The sequence below is a fragment of the Nocardia sp. NPDC050717 genome (genome assembly GCF_040654275.1).
GTDB lineage: Bacteria > Actinomycetota > Actinomycetes > Mycobacteriales > Mycobacteriaceae > Nocardia.
The window spans coordinates 73386-94582 of sequence record NZ_JBFAHR010000019.1; the positions used below are offsets into that span (position 1 = coordinate 73386).

A 21197-nucleotide genomic window follows, 5' to 3' on the forward strand; every position below is an offset into this window, starting at 1 on the left:
TGCCAGGCCATATGCTGTCCGATACCAACCTGGTGACTGTTTTGATCCACTTCCGCGAACTTCCTTGCCCGTTTTGGCTGGAATTTCCCGACCGATTCTGATAGCAAGGTGCTATGGACCCGCATTTGCGCGATCTGCGGTATTTCGTCGCCGTCGCTGAGGAACTGCATTTCACCAACGCCGCTCAGCGGTTGCACATCGCTCAGCCGACGCTGTCACGCCAGATCCGCCAGCTCGAACGCCAGCTCGACGTGGTCCTGTTCGACCGCAACCAGCGCAGTGTCGCCCTCACCGTCGCCGGTAAGGAACTGCTCGAAGGCGCACGCAAGATCCTGGAACTCTGGGAGGTCACCAACGTCTCCCTGCAGGAGGCCGGTGAGGTGCTGCGCGTGGGAATCCAGTCCGCGCTCGGCCGCGGTCTGCTCAACGACCTGGAGAGCGCCAGCGGCCACCGCCTCGCCCTGCACGCCGCCTCCTGGAACGACCCGTCCAGCGGCCTGGCGGGCCGCCAGGCCGACCTGGCCCTGGTGTGGCTGCCGCTGCCCGACCCCAACCGCTACCGCTGGCAGGTGCTGCGCACCGAGCCGCGCTGGGTGCTGCTGCCGGAGAACCACGCCCTGGCCGAGCAGGAGGCGATCGACTTCGCCGACCTGCTCGACGAGCCGTTCATCGCCCTGCCCACCGAGGCCGGCGCGGTGCGCGACTTCTGGCTCGGCAACGACGCCCGCGGCGGCCGCGCCGCCAAGATCGGCGCCGAGGCGGCGACCCCCGAGGACAAGCTCGAGGCCGTGAGCCTCGGCCTCGGTGTCTGCCTGCTCGCCGAGAACAACGTGCCGATGTACCGCTGGCCCGGCCTGACCGCGCGTCCGGTCACCGGCCTCACCCCGTGTGAGCTCGCGGTCGCGTGGCGGGCCGACGACACCCGCCCGACCATCCTGGAATTCGCCGGTCGCGCCGTCGACGGCGGGTTCTCCGAGCCGCAGCAGCAGCCGCAGGCCATCGCGGTCTAGTTCGTCAGCTCCAGTTGGGCGGCGAGGCCGAGCAAGGTGGCCTCGCTTCCCGGCGGGCCGGCGAGTTGCGCCGCCAGTGGGGTGTGCGCCTCGGGATGGGTGCCCATCGGCACCGAGGCGGCGGGCCAGCCCAGCAGGTTCCAGACGCCGGTGAAGGGCGCGTAGCGCGCCGAGGCGAGGACGTTCGCGGCCCAGCCGCGGGTGCTCCAGCGCTTGGCTTTCGGTGGCGGCGCGGCGAGCGTCGGAGTGATCACCACGTCGAAGTTCTCGAAGAAGTCGACCATGCCCGCTTCGATCCGGTCGACCTGCCCCGGCCGGACCAGGCGCAGCCTGCGGATCACCCGGCCCACGGCCAGGTGCCGCCTGGTCCGGCGTTGCAGCAGGTCGGGATTCGGTAGTCGCTCGGCGTCGGCCAACCCGACGCTCGGCCAGCGCAGCAGCATGGCGAGCGCCGAGTCACCGTAAGGCAGGTCGATCGGTTCCACCAGGTGCCCGGCCGCCGCCGCCCGCGCGCCCGCGGTGCGCGCGGCCGCCGTCCAGTGCCGATCCATCCGGACCAGCCGCGACGGCGGAGCCACGGCCAGTCCGATGCGTAGTCGGTGCGGTGCGCGTAGCTCGGCCAGGTCGGAGCGTTCGGCCAGCACCGACAGGGCCAGCGCCGCGTCGGAGACGGTCGTCGCGAGCACGCCGTTCTCGGCCATGCCCGCCCACGAGTCGGCGCCGATCCCGGCGGGCACCACCTGCCTGCCCGGCTTGATCCCGAAGACACCGCACGCCGCCGCGGGCACCCGGATCGAGCCGAGCCCGTCGTTGCCGTGCGCGATCGGCACCAGCCCCGCGGCCACCGCCGCCGCCGCGCCGCCGGAGGAGCCACCGGCCGACCGCCCGACATCGCGCGGATTGCGGGTGACGGTGCCGTCCTCGTCGGTGGTGGCCCACAGGCCCAGCTCGGGCATCGCCGTCACCCCGACGACGATCGCGCCCGCGGCCCGCAGCCGCGCCACCACCGGATGATCGGCGGTCACCGCATCGGTGGCGGTCGCCGCGGAACCCGTCCGAGTGGGCACCCCCGCCACCCCGATGTTCTGCTTCACCGCGATCGGAACCCCGGCCAGCGGCAGCTCGTCCAGGTCGTCGCGCGCGGCAAGTTCCAGCGCCTCGGCGCGCGCCTGCTCGGCGCGGACGACGGTGAACGCGTTGATTTTTCGATTCTCCGACGCGATGCGCGTCAAGGCCTCGGTCACCACGTCGACAGGCGTGATCGTGCCCGCGCGTACCCGGGCGGCCAGCGCCGCCGCCGGGCCGCCGATGGGATAGGCCTGGGCACCCATCGTCACCTCAGCGTCTGTCACGCCGTCGTCGTCGACGGACTCCCATGCTACCGCTGTGAGGTCTTCGTGCATCTGCGGATTCGCCCCCGTCGCATGGTCTCGAGATTCGGGTGATCTGCCGTGAATGCGCAAGTTATCATTCGGAGAGGGCTTGGGGGCCGATGGTGACGGTGTGGCGCGAACCGGTCATGCCGGAGGCGAGCGCCAGCGAGGTGCGGGCATGAGCGACAACACCGGAAACGGCGACCAGTCCGACGGTCGGACGACGAATGTGCGCGCCGACATGGTCGAGGCGTTCGCCGAGGCGTGGGGTTCGGCCGAGCGGCCGCCCGAGATCGCCGAATTCCTCCCCGACGCGCGCACCCTGCGCAGGCAGGCGCTGCACGAGCTGATCCGCGTCGACCTGCGCAATCGCTGGCTGCACCACGCCGGCGCCGACATCGTCCGCAAGCGCCTCGACACCTACTGCGCCGAGTTCCCCGAACTCGACCGTGCGTCGCTGCCCGCCGGACTGGTGTTCGAGGAATTCGTGATCCGCAGGCACAGCGGTGAGCGCGTCGACCCCCGCGAGTGCCTGCGCGAATACCCGGATCAGGCGTCGAGCCTGCGCGGGCTGCTCAACACCGACGAACTCGAGCAGAGCACGCACCGCGCCGACCCCACCGTGAACCATCCGGCCGAGGTGACTCGTACTACTGAGGTGACCACGCCCGAGCTCGATCTCACCGCGACAGCGACGTCGGTGGCGACCGCCGCCGACTCCTCGCCGGGTGTGTTCGCGCCGCTGGACCGCATCGAAATCGGCCAGCGCATCGACGATTTCGAATTGCTGACCGGGCTCGGCACCGGCGCGTTCGCCCGGGTCTTCCTGGCCAGGCAGCGCTCGATGCAACGGCTGGTCGCGGTCAAGATCTCCGCCGATCGCGGCACCGAACCGCAGACCCTGGCCCAGCTCGACCACGACTACATCGTGCGCGTCTTCGATCAGCGGCTGCTCGACACCGGCGCCGCGCCCTCGGACAAGCGCAGGCTGCGGCTGCTGTACATGCAGTTCCTGCCCGGCGGCACCCTGCTCGGCCTGCTGCGCTGGGTCCGCGCGACACCGCCCGCCGAACGCAGCGGCAAACTGCTGCTCGACGCGGTCGACGCGGCCATGGAGGAGAAGGGCGAGATCCGGCCGACCGACTCGAGCGTGCGCGCCGAGCTGGCCGAGCTGACCTGGCCGGAGACCGTCGCCTGGCTGGGCAGGCGCCTGGCCGAGGCGTTGGACTACGCCGCCGCGCACGGCGTGCTGCACCGCGACGTGAAGCCCGCGAACGTCCTGCTCACCGCCGAGGGCGTGCCGAAGCTGGCCGACTTCAACATCAGCTTCAGCCGGGAGATCGAGGGCACCAGTCCGGTGTCGTATTTCGGCGGCTCGCTGTCGTACATGTCGCCCGAGCAGCTGGAGGCGTGCCATCCCGGCCTGGCACGTTCGGCCGCCGACCTGGACACCCGCTCCGACATCTACTCCCTCGGCGTCGTCCTGTGGGAGCTGCTCACCGGCGCGAAACCGTTCGACGACAGCACCGCCGCGGCCGCGGGCAGCGGCGACGAGACCACCCTCGAGGCGATGCTGGAGCGGCGCACCGGCGGCGTCGAGACCGCCGCGCTCGACCGGCTGCCGCCCGACTGCCCCGCCGCCCTGCGCCGCGTCCTGCTGACCTGCCTTGAACCCGATCGGGACCGGCGCTGGCCCGACGGCGCCGTCCTGGCCAAGCAGTTCGACCTGTGCCTGGACGAGCGCGCCCGCAACCTCGTCGACCCACCGCCGCGGAGCTGGCAGTTCCGGATGCGCCGGGTGCCGCTGCTGGTGATGGTGCTCGCCGTCGGCGTGCCGAACGCGCTGGCCTCCTGGTACAACATCGTGCACAACCAGACGCTGGTGGTGAGCAGGCTCAGCGAGACCGCGCAGCAGTCGTTCGTGGTGATCACCGCCGGGGTGAACCTGGTGTTCTTCCCGCTGGGCACCGTCGTGCTGCTGTATCTGGCCCGGTTCGTGCTGTCGGTGCCGCGCGGCATGCGGCACGGGAAACGCTACGACCCGGCGACGCTGCGCCGGACCAGACACGACACCCTGCGGCTCGGCGACCAGTTCGTCATCGTGGCGTTCTCGCTGTGGGCGATCTCCGGGATCACCTTCCCGATCGCCCTGCGGCTGTCGTCCGGTGATGTGCCCAGCCGCGCCGTCGTCCACTTCCTCGCGTCGCTGCTGGTGTGTGGCGCGATCGCGGTGGCCTACCCGTTCTTCCTCGTCACGTTCTATCTGGTGCGCTGCATCTATCCGATCTTCCTGCGGCACGGCGAGATCAGCGTCGACGACGGCGTCTGGCTGCGCGCGCTGACCAGGCGCTGCACCTGGTACCTGGCCATCGCGGCCTCGGTGCCGCTGCTCGCGGTCGCGGGCGTCACGTTCCTGCCGCCGGGCGACATCCCGCAGGTGATCGTCGCCGTCCGGGTGCTCTGTGTCGGCGGCATCGTCGCCTTCATCGGCTCCTACCTGCTGTTCCGCGCCCTGGAGGCCGACCTCGCCGCGCTCGAGCGAGTTGTCAGCTGATCGGATGAACCACGGGCGCGTCCGCCCCGTACCCCCGTCCGTGAGCCCGACGAGTACCACCGAAGCGACCAGGCCCGCACTCGACCGCACCGCGGACATGCACCCGACCGATCGCCGTGGACTCGACCGCATCGAGGTCGGCGGCCGGATCGGTGATTTCGAGCTGCTCACCGAACTGGGAGCGGGTTCGTTCGCACGGGTGTTCCTGGCCCGGCAGCGGTCGATGCAGCGGTTGGTGGCGGTGAAGATCTCCGCGGACAGCGGCGACGAGCCGCAAACCCTGGCCCAGCTCGACCACGACTACATCGTGCGGGTGTTCGATCAGGACACCCTCGACTCGCCCGTCGCCGATTCCCCGGATCTGCGGCTGCTGTACATGCAGTTCCTGCCCGGCGGCACCCTGCTGGGTGTCCTGCGCTGGGTGCGCGCCACGCCGCCCGCCGAACGGAGCGGCCGGTTGCTGCTCGACGCGGTCGACTCCGCGATGACCGAGAAAGGGGAGATCCGGCCGACCGATTCGGCCGTACGCGCCGAGATCGCGGGGTTGAGCTGGCCGGAGACCGTCGCCTGGCTGGGCAGCAAGCTGGCGGCGGCGCTCGGCTACGCCGCGGGAAAAGGCGTGCTGCACCGCGATGTGAAACCCGCCAATGTCCTGCTCACCGCGGAGGGCGTGCCCAAGCTCGCCGACTTCAACATCAGCTACAACCGCGCCGTCGCCGACAGCTGCCCGGCCGCCTATTTCGGCGGGTCGCTGACCTACATGGCACCCGAACAGCTCGAAGCCGCGCACCCCGCCTGTCCCCGATCCGCGGCCGACCTGGACACGCGCGCCGATATCTACTCCCTCGGCGTGCTGCTGTGGGAATTACTTACCGGCAGCAAACCTTTCGACGACACGATCGCCATCGACGCCGTCGCGCGGTCCGCGTTTCTCGCCGGCGGTCCATCCACCGTCACCGCGACGGCGCTCCCGCACGCCACCGCCGCTCAGCCCGATGCCGTCGGTGCCTTCGCCCTGGGAACGGCACTGCGCCTCCGTACCGCGGGTGTACCGCGGGAAGCGTTGGACCGAGTGCCCGCCGACTGCCCGCCTGCGCTGTTGCGAGTCCTGCTGACCTGCCTGGCCTTCGATCGTGCGGACCGCTGGGCCGACGGTGGCGCGCTGGCGATGCAGTTCGAACTGTGCCTTGACGAGCACGCCCGCGGGCTCACCGATCCCCCGACGAGCAGCTGGCGAATGCGGTTGCGGCCGTATCTGTTTCTGATCCTGGCGCTGTCGATCGCTGTCCCGAATGTGCTGGCCGCCTACTACCAGCGTGAGCTGAACACCGCGCTGATCCACAGCCGGCTCGACCCCGCCACCCGTGCGACGCAACGCGAGGTCTCCGATCTCACCAATCTGGTCTTCTTCTCCGCGGGTGGCGCGGCCCTGATCTACCTGGGACGACGGCTGTTGACGATTCCGCGAAGGCTCCGCGCGGGCCTCGCCTGCGCACCCGGGGCGCTGGAGCGCGCGCGCCGGGACTGTCTCCGGTTCGGGCACATGGCCGTCGCGGTGGTGTTCGCACTCTGGGTCGCCGCCGGGGTGATCTACGCCGTCACGATCGGGGTGGCCGACGGAGCGCTGCCGGTGCGCATCGTCGTGCATCTGCTGCTGGTGGCCGCGATCTGCGCCGCGGTGGCCATGACCTATCCGCTCTTCCTGATCACGCTGTACCTGGTGCGCTGCGTCTATCCGCTGTTTCTGCACCACGGCAAGGACTTTCGCGACGACGGTCGATCACTGATCGCACTGGCCGAGCGGTGTCGTCGCTACCTCGTTGTCGCGGCGTCGATTCCGCTGCTCATCGTCGCCAGCGCGACCTTTCTGCCCGTCCCGGACCTGTTGACGACGATCACCCCGCTCCGCACGATCTGCGTGGGCGGGGTGATCGGTTTCGTGTTCTCCTATGTCGTCTTCCGCCTCATCGAGGCCGACATCCGCGCATTGCTGCGCGTGGTCGGAACCTGATCCTCACCCCGCCTGCCTGCTCAGGTGCTCCCACTTCGTGAGTTCGGCCGTGCGGGCGGCGGTCAGGTCGGCGACCATGCCGAAGGCCGCGTCGCCGAGGATGACGCGTTTGGGCGGTTCGGGCATGTCGACGATGCGCAGGACCACCTCGGCGGCCAGGGCCGGGTCGGCGTCCTTCGACTCGCTCCACATCTGCTCCAGCCAGGTGCGCAGTTCGGCGTAGGCGGGGTTGTGCTCGGTCATGGTGAGTCCGCTGGTGAACAGGCCGGTCTCGTAGCCGCCGGGCTGCAGGATGGTGACGGCGATGCCGAACCGCTTGACCTCCATGGCCAGCGCCTCGGTCATGGCGTCGAGGGCCGCTTTGCCCGCGCCGTACACGCCGGTCGCCGCGAAGCCGCCGGCCGAGCCCATCGAGGAGACCTGCAGGATGTGGCCGGAGCCCTGCTCGCGGAGCAGCGGCACCACCGCCTGACTCACCCACAGGGCGCCGAAGAAGTTGACGTCGAGGTGGTCGCGGGCCTGCCGCTCGGTGAGTTCCTCGAGCATGCCGAGCACCACCCCGCCCGCGTTGTTGACGACCACGTCGAGGCGGCCGAACGTGTCGAACGCCTTGCGCACCCCGGCGAAGACGGCGGCGCGGTCGGCGACGTCGAGCGGGAAGGTGACCAGTCTGCCGTCGGCGGCGGCGACCAGATCGGCCAGCGGGGCGACATCGCGGGCGACACCGACGACGCGGTCGCCGGACGCGAGGGCCGCCTCGGTGAAGGCCCGGCCGAGCCCTCGCGAGGCGCCGGTGATGAACCAGGTGCGGGTTTCGGCTGCGCGGGTCATGCGAGTCTCCTTCGAGTGCGACGAGACGGTTCGTCTCGCTTCGATGTCACCAAGGATGCCGCGCGGTCGTTCGCTTGTCAAGACGGAACGTCTCGTTTCAATTCGGGCTAGACTCGCGGCCATGGCACGCACCCCGGACAGCACCCGCCGCAGCGAGCGGTCCCGCTCGGCGATCCTGAGCGCGACCCGCGAACTCGTCGGCGAGGTCGCCTACGCGAAGCTGACCATCGAGGCCATCGCCGCTCGCGCCGGCGTCGGCAAGCAGACGATCTACCGGTGGTGGCCGTCCAAGGGCGCGGTGGTCTTCGACGCGATCCTCGCGCAGAGCGCGGACGCCGAGGGCGCCATCGAACTGCCGGACACCGGCGACCTCGCCGCCGACCTGAAGACGGTGCTGCGCGCCACGGTCGCGGAGTTCGCCGACCCCGCCTTCGACGCGCCCATCCGCGCGGTGCTCACCGAGGTCATCAACGACCCCGGGCTCGCCGCGCAGTATCGCGAGCAGCTGGAACAGCCGGTGCACGCCGCGAAGGTCCGGCGGCTGGCGAAGGCGCGGTACGCCGGCCAGATCCGCGCCGACGCCGACCTGGATCTGATGGTCGACCTGCTCTACGGGCCGATCACCCAGCGCTGGTTACCGCGCTCCGGCCCGCTCGACGAAGCCTTCGCCGACGCCCTGGTCGACTCGGTACTGCGCGCGTTCACCTGACCGGCCGAGACGCACCACCCAACCCAGCCCCGCACGACCCGACCTCGAGGAGGGTCCGCCGCGCCAGCGGCGGTCGCGGCCGTCCCGTCGAGCGCGCCAGCGCTCCAAAATTACGAGTAGACCTTCGGGTCGAGGGTGCCGATGTAGGGCAGGTCGCGGTAGCGCTCGGCGTAGTCGAGGCCGTAGCCGACCACGAACTCGTTCGGGATGTCGAAGCCCACGTGCGCGACCTCGACGGGGGTGCGCAGCGCGTCGGGCTTGCGCAGCAGGGTCACCACCTCGAGCGAGGCCGGGTTGCGGGTGGCCAGGTTGCGCAGCAGCCACGACAGCGTGAGGCCGGAGTCGATGATGTCCTCGACGATCAGCACATTGCGCCCGGCGATGTCCTTGTCCAGGTCCTTCATGATGCGCACGACACCGGAGGACGAGGTGGACGAACCGTAGGACGACACGGCCATGAACTCGAGCTGCGTCGGGATCGGCAGGGCCCTGGCGAAATCGGTCATGAAGAAGATCGCGCCCTTGAGGACACCGATCAGCAGGAGATCGCCTTCGGGCGCGTCCGGCGGGTACCGCTTGGCGACCAGCTCGGCAAGTTCCTCGATCTTGGCCTTGATCTGGTCTTCGGTGATCAGCACCGAAGCGATGTCGTCTCCGTACACGGAAGTGGGTGTCCCTTCGTGTTATGTGGCATCGAGACGCGGCTGCGCGCGTACCGTCAGCGTGCCATGCTCGCGCGCCACGACCAACCTGTGGTCCCTGCCCCCACCCGCCACGGCGACCCCGCCCTGCCCGCGCCAGTCGCTCACCAGCTCGTCGATCGCCTGTAAATGGGCGTTCAACAACCCGCTGACCCCCTGTTCGGCGAGCCACGCCCGGATCGTCCTGCGGCGCAGGGCCGCGGGCGCAGTGGTCAGGATCTCGAGTGAGAGCCTCGGGCGATCGGTGTCGGCGGGGCCACTGCCGGCGGCGGTCACCGATGTCCCATCGCTGCGAGGGCGGCCGCCACGCCCGGACTCGACCGGTCCGCCCGCACCGGAATCGCGCCCGCCTTCGGTCTCCGTGCGGCCGGCTTTCGCGGCGCGCAGGAGGTCGGTGGTGAGCGCGTCGAGCACCTCACCGTCGTCGCGCAGCTGATCGGCGGTGCGGGCCAGCGCCTGCGCCACGCCGCCGCCGAGGACGTCTTCGAGCAGCGGCAACACCTCCGTCCGCAGCCGCACCCGGGTGTAGGCCGGGTCGAGATTGTGCGGGTCCTCCCAGGGTTCGATCCCCAGGTCGACACACATCCGCCGTGTCTGCGCCCGCCGCACACCGAGCAACGGCCGCCCCCACGGCTCGTTCCACGCCGCCATCCCCTGGATCGACCGCCCACCCGACCCGCGGGCCAGCCCGAGCAGCACGGTCTCGGCCTGATCGTCGAGCGTGTGCCCGAGCAGTACGGGCCGCCCCGCCCGCGCGGATTCCAGCGCCGCGTACCGAGCCGCCCGCGCCGCCGCCTCGACTCCCCCGTTCCGCCCGACCTCGACCGGAACAACCACCGCGTCCACACAGCCGAGCGCCACCGCCTGCGCGGCCGCGCCCGCGGCCACCTCCCCCGACCCGTCCTGCAACTGATGGTCGACCACCACGGCCGTCACCTCCCCCGCCTCCACGACAGCGGCCGCGACCAACGCCAGCGAGTCCGCTCCACCCGAGAGCCCGACGACAACGGGCACTCGCCCACCCCGCGCGGCCACCCACTCCCGCACCCCCCGCCGCACAGCCAACACCGCGGGGGTCTCCGGCAGCCGCACCGTCATCGACCGACCTCTGTCGCCGGATCGGCGACATCCGGGTTCCCGCCGCCGCGGGGCGAACCCCAGCGACGAAGCGCCGCCACGGTCGCGCACACCGGCATCCTCATGTGAGCAGGTTACCGAGATCCATCACGAAGACGGCGGCAGCGCCCGAGCGGCTTTTGCGCGCCACACACAGGGTCCGCGGCGCTGTTTCGATGCGACCGGCGGACGTCGGCTCAGGTCCCACCGACACGGTGCTCGCCACGGTCCCGGCTACAGCACCCGGGCGATCCAGCGTTCCGGATGGTCCACCTCGTCCAGGCGCGGCAGCGTCTCCGCGTTCGTCCACACCGTGTTGAACTCCGTGACGCCCACCCGCTCGACCACCGCGTCGACGAACTTCTTGCCGCGCACGTACTGCGCGACCTTCGCGTCCACGCCGAGCAGCGCGCGCAGCAGCCGCTGGATGGGGTTGGTCGGCTTCTTCCTGCGCTGGTCGAAGGCCGCGCGGATGTCGGCGACCGTGGGCACCACGGCGGGGCCGACGGCGTCCATCACGTGATCGGCGTGCCCTTCGAGCAGGGTGCCCAGCATCAGCAGCCGGTCGAGCGCCTCGCGCTGCGGCGGCGCTTGCGCGGCACGCAGCAGGCCGACGACGCCGCGACTGTTGGGGTCGTCGGCGTTCTCACCGGTGCGCCGGGCCTTCACCTCGGTGAGCAGGCGGCCGAGGAGCTCGCTCATCGGTTCCTCGCCGACCTCGCTGAGAATGTCGACATTGGTGCGCATGTAGTCGGCCAGCCACGGCGCCGAGGAGAACTGCACCCGATGGGTCACCTCGTGCAAGCAGACCCACAGCCGGAAGTCCGACGGATCGACGCCGAGCGCCCGCTCCACGTGCAGGATGTTGGGCGCGACCAGCAGCAGCGTGCCGTCCGCGCCGGTGAAGGGGTCGTACTGGCCGAGGATCGCGGTCGACAGGAAGGCCAGCATGGTCCCGGCCTGCACGCCCGCCGGTTTACCGACGAGCTTGCCGGTGGCGCTGGTGGCCTCGGTGCCGGTGAGCACGGCCATCGACTCCGCGGCGGCCGAGATCCAGCCCGCCCGGTCGACGATCCTGGCCTCGGGCACCGGCCGGTCGTCGAGCAGTCCGCTCACCTCGCGCACCGGGCCCTCGGCCCGCACCGAGGCCTCGGCCAGTTCGGCGACGATCTGTTCGGCGTTGCGGCGGGAGGTGCGCGGTCCGGCGGGCGCGAGCACGGCGCCGGTGCGGGCGGCCAGCCGCCAGTCCACCGCACCGCTGAAGCCGGAGTTCGTGCGCATGTCCTCGGTCATCGCCACCCGCTCTCAGTTGCAACCGCAGTCGCGCAGGGCGCCCGCCACCGCGTCGAGGGCGGGCCTGCTGACCTCCGGCAGCCGGTCGTTGGACATGAGCGCGAAGGTCAATACCCGGCCGTCACGGTCGAGCACATACCCGACCAACGCGCTGGCGACGCTCAGAGTTCCGGTCTTGGCCCGCACCCACCCCGCGCCCTGGCGGTTCTGGGTGACGAAGCGCGGCGCGAGCGTGCCGGTGCCACCGGCGACGGGCAGGTCGTCGAGCAGCGGCGCGAGAGCCGCTGCGCGCGGATCGGTTTCGGGCCTGGCCTGGGTGCCCGCCGGGACGACGGCGGCGGCGCCGGTGGGCTCGGCCGCGGTGGCCACGATGGAGTCGAGCAGCCGCGGCGGCACCCGATCGTCGACCGAGAGGCCGCTGTTGTCGGCCAGATGCAGTCCGCTGACATCGAATCCGGCGCTGGTCAGCGCGGCGGTGGTGGCCGCGACGGCGCCGGCGAAGGAGGCCTCGTGCCCGGTGGCCACGGCCAGTTCGCGGCCGATGGTCTCGGCGAGCACGTTGTCGGAGTGGATCATCATGTCGTGCAGGCGGACTCGCAGCGGCGCCGACTCCACCTTCGCGATCTCCACACCCGTGCGGTCCGCCGGGCCGACCCGCACCGCGCCAGGATCGACACCGAGCGCGGCGGCCAGTGCCCGGCCCGCGTCCAGCGCGGGCGTCGAGGTGCGCGGCGAGTAGTCGGCGGTGTGATCGAAGCGGCCGCCGTCGAGCATGATCGGTTCGATCGGGGTGATCGAGCCCTCGGGGATGTCGATCGGGTCCCAGCCCGAGGCCAGGGTCGGCCCGGTGTAGGCGGTGGTGTCGACGACGATCGCGCTGACCTGCCTGCCCGCGGCCTTCACCTGGGCGGCCAGATCGGCGATCCGTGGCCCGTCGGTGTAGTAGCCGCCGTCGGTGGTGTTGGTCAGGGTCGGGTCGCCTCCGGCGACGAGCACCAGCTCGCCCGGCGCGCCCGCGAGGACCTTGGTGGCCACCCGCTGGTCGTCGGGCAGGGTGAGCAGCGCGGCGGCCGTCAGCATGATCTTGGCCGTCGACGACGGGATCATCGCCTTGGCGGGATCCTGGCTCCACAGCACCGTGCCGCTGGTGGGATCGGTCACCTGTCCGGCGAACGCGCCCAGATCGGGGCTGCCGACCACCGGGGCGAGCGCGGCGGCGATCCCGGCCACCGTGGGCGCGGGGGCGTCGGATCGGGCCGGGGCTACCGCGGCGCCCGGCAGTTCGGTGCTCGGCGCGTCCGCGATCGTGAGCCCACCGTGCCGGAACTCCGGGGTCCACGGCTTGGCGATCGCGGCGAAACCCCCTGCGATCAGCAACAACGCCACCACCACCGCGGACAGCCAGATCCAGCGGGTACCGCGCGAGCGCGGTCCCGAATTCTCCTCGCTTCGACCGATCACGCCCGTCGCTCTCCCTCAACGCCGTCCGACACTGCTCGACTGCGCGCCTTGGCCGCCTGCCGCACCGGTGTACCAGCACACCACACTATCCTCGTTGCGCAACGGTTCCCCAGAACGATCTGGCGATTCGGCTACGACAAGCACTCGAAGCAAGGAGATGGCGTGGAGTTCGACGTCACCATCGAGATCCCCAAGGGCTCTCGGAACAAGTACGAGGTCGATCACGAGAGCGGCCGGGTCAAGCTCGACCGGTACCTGTACACCTCCATGGGCTACCCGGCCGACTACGGCTTCATCGAGAACACCCTCGGCGAGGACGGCGACCCGCTGGACGCGCTGGTGCTGCTGCCGGAGTCGGTGTTCCCCGGCGTGATCGTCGAGGCGCGCCCGGTCGGCGTGTACCGGATGACCGACGAGGCGGGCGGCGACGACAAGGTGCTGTGCGTGCCCGCGGGCGACCCCCGCTGGGATCACATCCAGGATCTGTCCGACGTCTCGGAGTTCGAGCTGTCCGCGATCAAGCACTTCTTCGAGCGGTACAAGGATCTCGAGCCGGGCAAGTACGTCCAGGGTTCGGAGTGGCTGGACCGCGCCGAGGCCGAGAAGATCATCGACGAGTCCTTCGCGCGGCTGAAGGAATCCGGCCACTGAGCCGAGCTCGTACGAAAAACGGGAAGTCCGAACCTGGTTCGGGCTTCCCGTTCTCGTTACCCGGTCCGGGCCGCCGACCCCCCGGCGACGACGCGGCTCGCCTGCGCGAATACCGGTGTACGTAACCCAATCTATCGCGTGAACACAGATGTTCGCCACCGCCGCAACCCGATTCGGGCCCGCGATGATGCCACTATGACGCCGCGATGATGTCGCGGCGGGCGCGCAGCGCGGCGAGGTGGTCGTGCAGCAGGGCCATCACCGGAGCCTCCAGCTCGGCGTCGAGGCGCTCGTGGGTCAGGTGGGGGTCCTGCATCGACTCGAACGCCTCCGCCGCGGCGAGGAACGACTCCTCGGCCGCGGCGGGCCTGCCGATCGCCTGCTTGATCAGCCCCTGCAGCACCAGGACCCGCGCCCTGGTCAGCGGGCCGATGGCCCGGGTGAGCACCTCGATCGCCTCGTCGACCACCGGCTCGGCCTCCGGTGCCCGGCCCGCCATCAACAGCACGTGCGCCAGCCGGGACAGCGCCCAGCCCAGCCGCAGTTCGATCCCGCCGCGCCGCGCCGAGGCGACCGCCTCCGTGCACAGCCGCACGCCCTCGGCCGTCTCGCCCTGATAGACCAGGGTGACGCCGAGTTCGTGGGTCGCCATCACCTCCAGCGAACGATTGCCCAGCTCGGCCGCCATCGCCTTGGCCGTGATCGCGCGTTCGCGGGCCGCCGCGTACTCGCCCGCGTCGGAGAGCGTCTTCACCTCGTGCACCAGGCAGGCGCATTCGATGGCCCGGTCGCCGATCCGCCTGGCCAGCCGGATCGCCCTGGCCGAATGCGCGAGCGGGGCGGCCGTTTCGGTGCCGCGCCGGGTCGAGGACGACAACAGCTGCGCGGCGAACGCGGTGAGCCTGGCGTCGCTGATGGTGCCGCGATCCAGCGACAGCGCGATCCGCTGGTGGTCGCGTCCCTGCCGCAGCGCGCCGAGCGAATAGGCGAACAGCGCGCCGAGGGCGACCCGCACCCGGCACTCCACCGAGCGGTCGCCGGTGCGCAGGGCGGCGTCGAGCAGTTCCTCCAGCGCCCGCGCGACTTCCAGACAGTTCGCGCCACCATCGATGAGTTCGGCCGTGGCCCAGGCGATATCGGCGGCGGGGGCCAGGACGGGCCCGCCGGTCTGAGCGCACTGGCGATACAGCGAGACCAGGTTGTGGCGCTGCTCGACGAGCCAGGCCCCGGCGGCGTGCTCGTCGGCGAACCGGATGCCCCGCGCCGTGGTGGGCCGCAGGTGCTCGGGCAGCCGGGTGCCCGGATTGCACACGGCCACCGTGTGTTTCACCGTGGCCAGGTAGAAGTCGAGCAGCCTGCGCAGCGCGGTGAGCGGCGGATCGGCCTGCCCGGTCGCCGGCAGTTCCCTGGCGAACAGGCGCAGCAGATCGTGATAGGTGTAGCGGCCCGGCGCGGTGGTCTCCAGCAGATTCAGATCGACCAGGTCCTCACACACCTGTTCGGCGTCGAGCACGTCGACGCCGAGGATCGCGGCCGCGCCCTCGGTACAGATCTCGCCGACCTCGGGCACCGCCAGCATCCGGAAGGCGCGCGCGTGCCCGGCGTCGAGCTGGTCGTAGCTGATCCGGAAAGCCAGTTCCACGGCGAGTTCGCCGGTGCGCAGCACGCTGAGCCGCTGCTCGGTGTCGCGCAGCCGCTCGGCCAGGGTGTGCACGGTCCAGGCCGGGCGCGCGGCGAGCCTGGCCCCGACGATCCGCACAGCCAGCGGCAGCCCGCCACACGCGCGCAGCACCGCGGCGACGGCCTCCGGTTCGGCGGCGATCCGGCACGGACCCGCGATACCCGCCAGCAGGCTGTGCGCCTCCGCGTCGGTGAGCACGTCCAGCCGCACGGCGGTGTTGCCCGGCAGCTCCGGCAGCGCCGACCGGCTGGTGACCAGCACGGCCGACCCCGCCGTGCCCGGGATCAGCGGCGCGATCTGGTCCACCGAGCGGGCGTTGTCGAGGACGACGAGCACCCGCTTGCCGTCGAGCCTGCTGCGGAACTGCGCGGCCCGCTCCGCCGCGCCACCGGCGAGCTCGCCCTCCGGCACGCCGAGCGCGCGCAGGAAATCGCCGAGGGTGTCGGCGGCGGTGGCCCCGCCCGCCCGGTCGGCGGCGAAGCCGTGCAGGTCGACGTGCAGCTGTCCGTCCGGGAACCGGTCACGCACCTTGTGCGCCACGTGCACGGCCAGCGCGCTCTTGCCGATGCCGCCCATGCCGCCGATCGTGCAGACCGGAACGCCGGTGCCGACGGCGGTGAGCCGCTCGGCGAGCAGGTCGACCACGTCGCCGCGCCCGGTGAAGTCGACGACGTCGGCGGGCAGTTGCGCCACCCGCTGCGTCACCCGCGGCCGCGTCGGCGTCACGGGTGCGGCCAGCTCACCGGCGAGGATGCGGCGGTGCAGCTCGGCGAGTTCGGGGCCCGGTTCGATGCCGAGCTGGTCGACCAGGTCGCGGCGGGTGTCGGCGTAGACGCGCAGCGCCTCGGCCTGCCTGCCGGAGTGGTAGAGCGCCGTCATCAGCAGGCCGCGCGGCCGTTCCCGCAGCGGGTGTTCGGCGCACAGCGGAGTGAGCTCGGCGACCGCCTCGACATAGCGGCCGCGCCGCAGGTCCAGTTCGGCGCGCTGCTCGCGCAGGAGCAGGCGCCGGTCGACGAGGTGGGCACGCTGCCGTTCGGCGAACGGACCGGGCAGGCCCGCCAGCGGTGTTCCGGTCCAGCGTCGCAGGGCGGCGTCGACGACCTCGCGCGCGGCACCCGGATCGGAGGTGTGCAGGTCGGCCAGCAGTTCGTCGACCTCTTCGATGTCGACGCAGCCGGCGGGCACCCGCAGCGCGTAGCCGCCGCCGAGGGCGACGAGCACGCTCGGCGGCGCGCCAGCCGCCCGCTCGGGTTCGAGCACCCGGCGCAGGTGCAGGATGTGGTTGCGCAGCGCGCCGACGGCGCTGGCGGTGGGGTTCTCGCCCCAGACGTCGTCGATGAGTTCGTCGACGGTCGCCGATCGACCGGTCCGCAGCAGCAGTGCGGCCAGGAGCGCGCGCTGCTGGCGGGAGCCGAGGTCGAGCTCGGTCCCGCCGCGCCAGGCACGGATCTCACCGAGCACGGCGAACTTCAGCATGCGGACAAATCTCTCTCCGGGGGAACTCAGACCGACAATCTAGCCAATTGCCCAGGTTCCGGTCCCACCGAACGCGGGAAGGGGCACCCGGCGTCGCGCCGGATGCCCCTTCGCACGGAGGACTAGTACCAGATATAGAGGTCCCAGCCGTCCCAGTATTCGACGCACTCCCAGTAGTAGCCGCCGGTGTAGGACGACTCGCCGTCCGCCCGGCAGGCGGCGAGGGTCGCGTAGGTGCCGTAGTAGGTGCCCTCCGGTCCGGCGGACGCCGTGCCCGCGGCGACCGTCGACACCCCGGCGACGGTCGCCAGGGCCAGCAGTCCGGCGGCGATGGTGTTATTGATACGCATTTCGGGTACTCCTCTGTGTTCGTTTTCGACGTAACGAACGCTATGGACCCGGACGCTCCGAAACAGCCACCCCTAGGGGGACTTTCACCCCACCATGGGCACTACCACCTTCCCCACCCCGGCTCAGCTCCCTTCCCCGGTGTCCTCGCGCCGACCCGCCGCCTGGATGCCGCCCTGCATGCGCAGCGGCACCTCCTTCCAGAACAGCACCAGGATCAGGGCGAGCAGCGCGACCCCGGTCGCGGCCAGGAACACCGTCGACATCGCGTCGGCGAAGCCCACCTGGAACGGCTTCGCCAGGGTCGGATCCAGCTGCTGGATGATCGAGCTGTCGCTCAGGACCGTGCCCGCGGCCGAGGTGTCGTGGGCCAGCAGACCTTTCGACAGCGCGGCGTCGGCCGGGTCGGCGCTCTGCGCGCCGGCGACGACGGCCTGCTGATAGGCGGGATCGCTCGCCGCCTTCTCCATCTGCTCGGTGATGTTCGGGGTGAGCAGGGAGAACAGGATCGACAGGAACACCGCGGCGCCCAGGGTGCCGCCGATCTGCCGGAAGAAGGTCGCCGCCGCCGTGGAGACGCCCATGTCCCTGGGCGGCAACGCGTTCTGCAGGGCCAGCGTGAGCGGCTGCATCAGGTTGCCGAGGCCGAAGCCGGTGATCGCCATGTACACCATCGCCAGGCCCAGCGGGCTCGTCGCGTCGAGCAGGTGCAGCAGGAACAGCCCGGCGGTCAGCGTCGCCGCGCCGATCACCGGGAACACCCGGTAGCGGCCGGTTTTCGAGATCAACCGGCCCGACAGGATGGAACCGAGCATCAGCCCGAGCACCAGCGGCAGCATCTGCAACCCCGCTTCGGTGGGGCCGGCGCCCCGCACGACCTGCAGGTACTGCGGCAGCAACAGCATGCCGCCGAACATGGCCGAGCCGACGACGAACGAGATCACCACGCCGAGCGCGAAGGTGCCGTTGCCGAAGATGCGCAGCGGGATCAGCGCGGCATCACCCATGAACTTCTCCACCGCGACGAAACCGGCGAGGCCGAGCGCACCGACGACGTAGCAGATCACCGATCCGGTACTGCCCCAACCCCATTCGCGACCCTGCTCGGCGACGATCAGCAGCGGCACCAGCCCGATGGCCAGGATCACCGCGCCGAGGAAGTCGATCCGGTGGGTGGCGTGCGGATTGCGCGGCAGTTTTAGCACCCTGGTCACCACCACCAGCGCGAGCAGGCCCAGCGGCACGTTCACCAGGAACACCCAGCGCCAGCCGGTGACGCCCAGGATGGCGTCCTGCCCGGCCAGCAGACCACCGAGCACCGGGCCGAGCACGCTCGAGATCCCGAACACCGCGAGGAAATAGCCCTGGTAGCGGGCCCTTTCGCGCGGGCTGATGATGTCACCCGTGATCGCCAGCGCCAGCGACATCAGGCCGCCGGCGCCGAGGCCCTGGAAGGCGCGGAACGCCGCCAGCTGATACATCGAGGTGGCCAGCGAGCACAGCAGCGAGCCGAGCACGAACAGCCCGATCGCGGCGAGGAAGAACGGCTTGCGGCCGAACATGTCCGAGAGCTTGCCGTAGAGCGGGGTGCTGATCGTGGCGGTGATCAGGTAGGCCGTGGTCGCCCACGCCTGCAGCGAATAGCCGTGCAGATCGTCGGCGATGGTGCGGATGGAGGTCGACACGATCGTCTGATCGAGCGAGGCCAGCAGCATGCCGAGCATCAGCCCGGACAGGATGGTCAGGATCTGGCGATGGGTGAAGCCCGCGGGCGAGTCGGTCGCCGGATCGACGGTGGTCGTCACGACTCGTCCTCCCCGGTGGTCGCGCTCAGCGCGGGCGAGCGGGTCAGGGCAGGGCGGGCCGCGTCGTAGTCGGCGACGAAGCGGGTGAGCAGCGCGGCGAAGGCCGCGCGATCCTCGCTCGACCAGTCCTCGGTGACGACGGCGATCGACTCGCGGCGTCTGGCCCGGATCCGGTCGGCGGTCTCGCGGCCGGCTTCGGTCGCCTCGAGTACCGTGGCGCGGCCGTCGTCGGGATCGGCGGTGCGGCGCACCAGGCCCCGCTCCACCAGCTGGGCGACCTGCCTGCTCACCGTCGACGCGTCCGAATGGACCGCCTCGGCGAGCGCGCCCGAGCGCATCGGTCCGTCACAGACCAGCCGGAACAGCACGACGAAACCCGCGGGGTCGATGCCGGAATGGTCCTTGATCTGGGCCAGTGCCCGATCGCGCAGCCGGTGCAGCCGGACGAGCTGGATCGCGATCGCGTCGATCGCCGGCTCGTGCTCACTCACGTTGATCTCACCTTTACTTGCATCAATCAAATAGTTGTGTGATGCAAGTATGTAGACAGAACGGCTGCCGGGGCAACCGTTGGATCTGCCTTTACTCGCCCTTGAACTCGGGCGCGCGCTTCTGGAACACCGCCGTGATGGCCTCGGTGAGGTCCTTCGACGGCAGGAACGCCGCGTTCCAGGTCGACACGTAGCGCAGGCCGTCGGCCACCGCGGGGGCCGTGCGGTGCTCGAGCACGTCCTTGATGCCCTGCACGACCAGCGGCGGGTTGTCGGCGATCTCGCGCGCCATCGCGTGCGCGGCCGCGACCACGGCCTCCTGGTCGTCGAAAACCTCGTTGACCAGGCCGATCCGCTCGGCCCGCGCCGCGTCGATGTCCTTGGCGGTGAAGGCCAGCTCGCGCAGGTTGCCCTCGCCGATGATGCCGGGCAGGCGCTGCAGCGAACCGATGTCGGCGACGATCGCCACCTTCGCCTCGCGCAGGCTGAACTTGGCGTCCGCGCTGGCGAGCCGGATGTCGGCGGCCGCGATCAGGTCGAGGCCGCCGCCGATGCACCAGCCCGAGACCGCGGCGATCACCGGCTTGGTGCACTCGGCGACCGCCGTCACCGAATCCTGCATGCCGCGAACCACCTTGAGGAACTCGGTGCGCGGCGCGGCCTTCGCGTCGTCGGCCAGCACCGGCGCGAGCATGCCGCCCATGGCCGCCAGGTCGAGCCCGAAGGAGAAGTGCTTGCCCGCGCCGGTGAGCACGACGGCGCGCACCTGCGGGTCGGCGTCGAGCTCGCGGAAAATCTCCGGCAGCTCGCGCCAGAAGTCGGGTCCCATCGCATTGCCCTTGCCCGGCCCGGTCAGCGTGAGCTGGGCAACGTGGTCGGCGATCTCGACGGTGAAGGCCTGCCAATCAGTCATGCGAGGAGTCTATTGGCGCGAGGTCAGCTGTGCGCGTGTGCCCTGCCCGGCACCCCGAATTCCCACTCCCCCGGCATCTTTCCCGCAATCCACCTACTCTGGATTCATGCGCAGGTCGTCTCTTCCGGCGGTCGCATGCCGCGTCGCCGACACGCTCATCGCCCGTGGGCATCACGGCGTCATCGTCTCGCCCGAGACGCCCGCGCCCACCGCCGCCGATGCCGCCCGCGCGCTGGGCGCCCACCCGACCGCGATCACCACCTCCCAGGTCTTCCTGCTCGACAACGATCCGGTGCTGCTCCTGGTCGCCGGCCATCACACCGTCGACCTGGTCCGCACCGGCAAACGCCTGGAAGGCACCCTCCGGCCCGCCCCCGCCGAACTCGTCGAGCGGGTCACCGGCCAGCCGATCGACGGCACCGCCCCCGTCGGCCACCCGACCAACCTGCCCACCTGGGTCGACACCGCCCTCTCCGAACACACGGAGGTCTGGGCCGCGGGCGGCCACCCGAACACGGTGTTCCGCACCAACTTCCGCGAACTCGTCCGCATCACCGCGGGTCTGCCGATCCAGGTGGATTGAGCCGTCACGGCGGCCGACGGGCGCAGGCAGCCTCGGCAGCCGAGACGGCGGCGGCCGTTCGCAGCCGCTCGCGCCCTAGCAACCACCACGACCCGACCTCGAGGAGGGTCCGCCGACGCAGTCGGCGGGTCGCGGCCGTCCCGCCGCTCCGGGCGCCGGGGGGTGCCCACCCACGTGCAAACCACCCGGC

General features: G+C 71.0%; 17 protein-coding genes. 6 read left to right on the top strand and 11 right to left on the bottom strand.

What is annotated here, in order from left to right; translation table 11 throughout:
* The first annotated feature begins 113 nt into the window (after window positions 1-113).
* A complete protein-coding gene (locus AB0H56_RS28430; RefSeq protein ID WP_232996226.1) occupies window positions 114-1010 on the top strand; it encodes a LysR substrate-binding domain-containing protein in 897 nt (298 codons plus the stop codon).
* Here AB0H56_RS28430 and AB0H56_RS28435 read toward each other — a convergent pair.
* Complete coding sequence (locus AB0H56_RS28435; RefSeq protein WP_357168850.1) at window positions 1007-2341, bottom strand: amidase family protein; 1335 nt, start codon at window positions 2339-2341, stop codon at window positions 1007-1009. The two genes, AB0H56_RS28430 and AB0H56_RS28435, sit on opposite strands and share 4 nt — an antisense overlap.
* Window positions 2342-2624: 283 nt before the next feature.
* Between AB0H56_RS28435 and AB0H56_RS28440 the strand changes: the two genes are divergently transcribed.
* Window positions 2625-4937, top strand: coding sequence for a serine/threonine-protein kinase (locus tag AB0H56_RS28440; protein ID WP_357168852.1), 2313 nt, complete (start codon window positions 2625-2627; stop codon window positions 4935-4937).
* A 97-nt stretch (window positions 4938-5034) separates the two neighbouring features.
* Window positions 5035-6948 (top strand): serine/threonine-protein kinase, encoded by a 1914-nt coding sequence (locus tag AB0H56_RS28445; RefSeq protein WP_357168854.1) that lies wholly within the window; start codon window positions 5035-5037, stop codon window positions 6946-6948.
* A 3-nt stretch (window positions 6949-6951) separates the two neighbouring features.
* On the opposite strand, the gene AB0H56_RS28450 is transcribed toward AB0H56_RS28445, so the two are convergent.
* Window positions 6952-7779: an SDR family NAD(P)-dependent oxidoreductase gene (locus tag AB0H56_RS28450; RefSeq protein ID WP_357168819.1), complete on the bottom strand. Its 828-nt coding sequence runs from the start codon at window positions 7777-7779 to the stop codon at window positions 6952-6954.
* A gap of 121 nt (window positions 7780-7900) precedes the next feature.
* Between AB0H56_RS28450 and AB0H56_RS28455 the strand changes: the two genes are divergently transcribed.
* On the top strand, window positions 7901-8488 hold the full coding sequence (locus AB0H56_RS28455; protein ID WP_357168821.1) for a TetR/AcrR family transcriptional regulator: 588 nt from the start codon (window positions 7901-7903) through the stop codon (window positions 8486-8488).
* A gap of 110 nt (window positions 8489-8598) precedes the next feature.
* On the opposite strand, the gene hpt is transcribed toward AB0H56_RS28455, so the two are convergent.
* The 4 genes from hpt to AB0H56_RS28475 form a co-directional block, all read right to left on the bottom strand.
* A complete protein-coding gene (gene hpt / locus AB0H56_RS28460) occupies window positions 8599-9150 on the bottom strand; it encodes a hypoxanthine phosphoribosyltransferase (protein WP_110041409.1) in 552 nt (183 codons plus the stop codon).
* Between the two features lie 21 nt (window positions 9151-9171).
* A complete protein-coding gene (tilS, locus tag AB0H56_RS28465) occupies window positions 9172-10287 on the bottom strand; it encodes a tRNA lysidine(34) synthetase TilS (protein ID WP_357168823.1) in 1116 nt (371 codons plus the stop codon).
* A 252-nt stretch (window positions 10288-10539) separates the two neighbouring features.
* Window positions 10540-11598 (bottom strand): zinc-dependent metalloprotease, encoded by a 1059-nt coding sequence (locus tag AB0H56_RS28470; protein ID WP_357168825.1) that lies wholly within the window; start codon window positions 11596-11598, stop codon window positions 10540-10542.
* Between the two features lie 12 nt (window positions 11599-11610).
* Window positions 11611-13059, bottom strand: coding sequence for a D-alanyl-D-alanine carboxypeptidase (locus tag AB0H56_RS28475; RefSeq protein WP_357168827.1), 1449 nt, complete (start codon window positions 13057-13059; stop codon window positions 11611-11613).
* Between the two features lie 162 nt (window positions 13060-13221).
* On the opposite strand from AB0H56_RS28475, the gene AB0H56_RS28480 reads away from it, so the two are divergent.
* Window positions 13222-13710 (top strand): inorganic diphosphatase, encoded by a 489-nt coding sequence (locus AB0H56_RS28480; RefSeq protein WP_357168829.1) that lies wholly within the window; start codon window positions 13222-13224, stop codon window positions 13708-13710.
* 193 nt (window positions 13711-13903) lie between these two features.
* On the opposite strand, the gene AB0H56_RS28485 is transcribed toward AB0H56_RS28480, so the two are convergent.
* From AB0H56_RS28485 to AB0H56_RS28505, 5 genes are all read right to left on the bottom strand, one after another.
* Complete coding sequence (locus AB0H56_RS28485; protein ID WP_357168831.1) at window positions 13904-16867, bottom strand: BTAD domain-containing putative transcriptional regulator; 2964 nt, start codon at window positions 16865-16867, stop codon at window positions 13904-13906.
* A 122-nt stretch (window positions 16868-16989) separates the two neighbouring features.
* The gene (locus AB0H56_RS28490; RefSeq protein ID WP_357168833.1) at window positions 16990-17217 is read right to left on the bottom strand and encodes a hypothetical protein; all 228 of its coding nucleotides are present in this window, start codon (window positions 17215-17217) and stop codon (window positions 16990-16992) included.
* Between the two features lie 123 nt (window positions 17218-17340).
* The gene (locus tag AB0H56_RS28495; RefSeq protein ID WP_357168835.1) at window positions 17341-19020 is read right to left on the bottom strand and encodes an MDR family MFS transporter; all 1680 of its coding nucleotides are present in this window, start codon (window positions 19018-19020) and stop codon (window positions 17341-17343) included.
* On the bottom strand, window positions 19017-19511 hold the full coding sequence (locus AB0H56_RS28500) for a MarR family transcriptional regulator (RefSeq protein ID WP_357168837.1): 495 nt from the start codon (window positions 19509-19511) through the stop codon (window positions 19017-19019). Before AB0H56_RS28500 ends, AB0H56_RS28495 begins: the two co-directional genes overlap by 4 nt.
* 91 nt (window positions 19512-19602) lie before the next feature.
* Complete coding sequence (locus AB0H56_RS28505) at window positions 19603-20424, bottom strand: crotonase/enoyl-CoA hydratase family protein (protein WP_357168839.1); 822 nt, start codon at window positions 20422-20424, stop codon at window positions 19603-19605.
* Window positions 20425-20530: 106 nt separating this feature from the next.
* On the opposite strand from AB0H56_RS28505, the gene AB0H56_RS28510 reads away from it, so the two are divergent.
* A complete protein-coding gene (locus tag AB0H56_RS28510; protein WP_357168841.1) occupies window positions 20531-21007 on the top strand; it encodes a YbaK/EbsC family protein in 477 nt (158 codons plus the stop codon).
* Window positions 21008-21197: the final 190 nt, after the last annotated feature.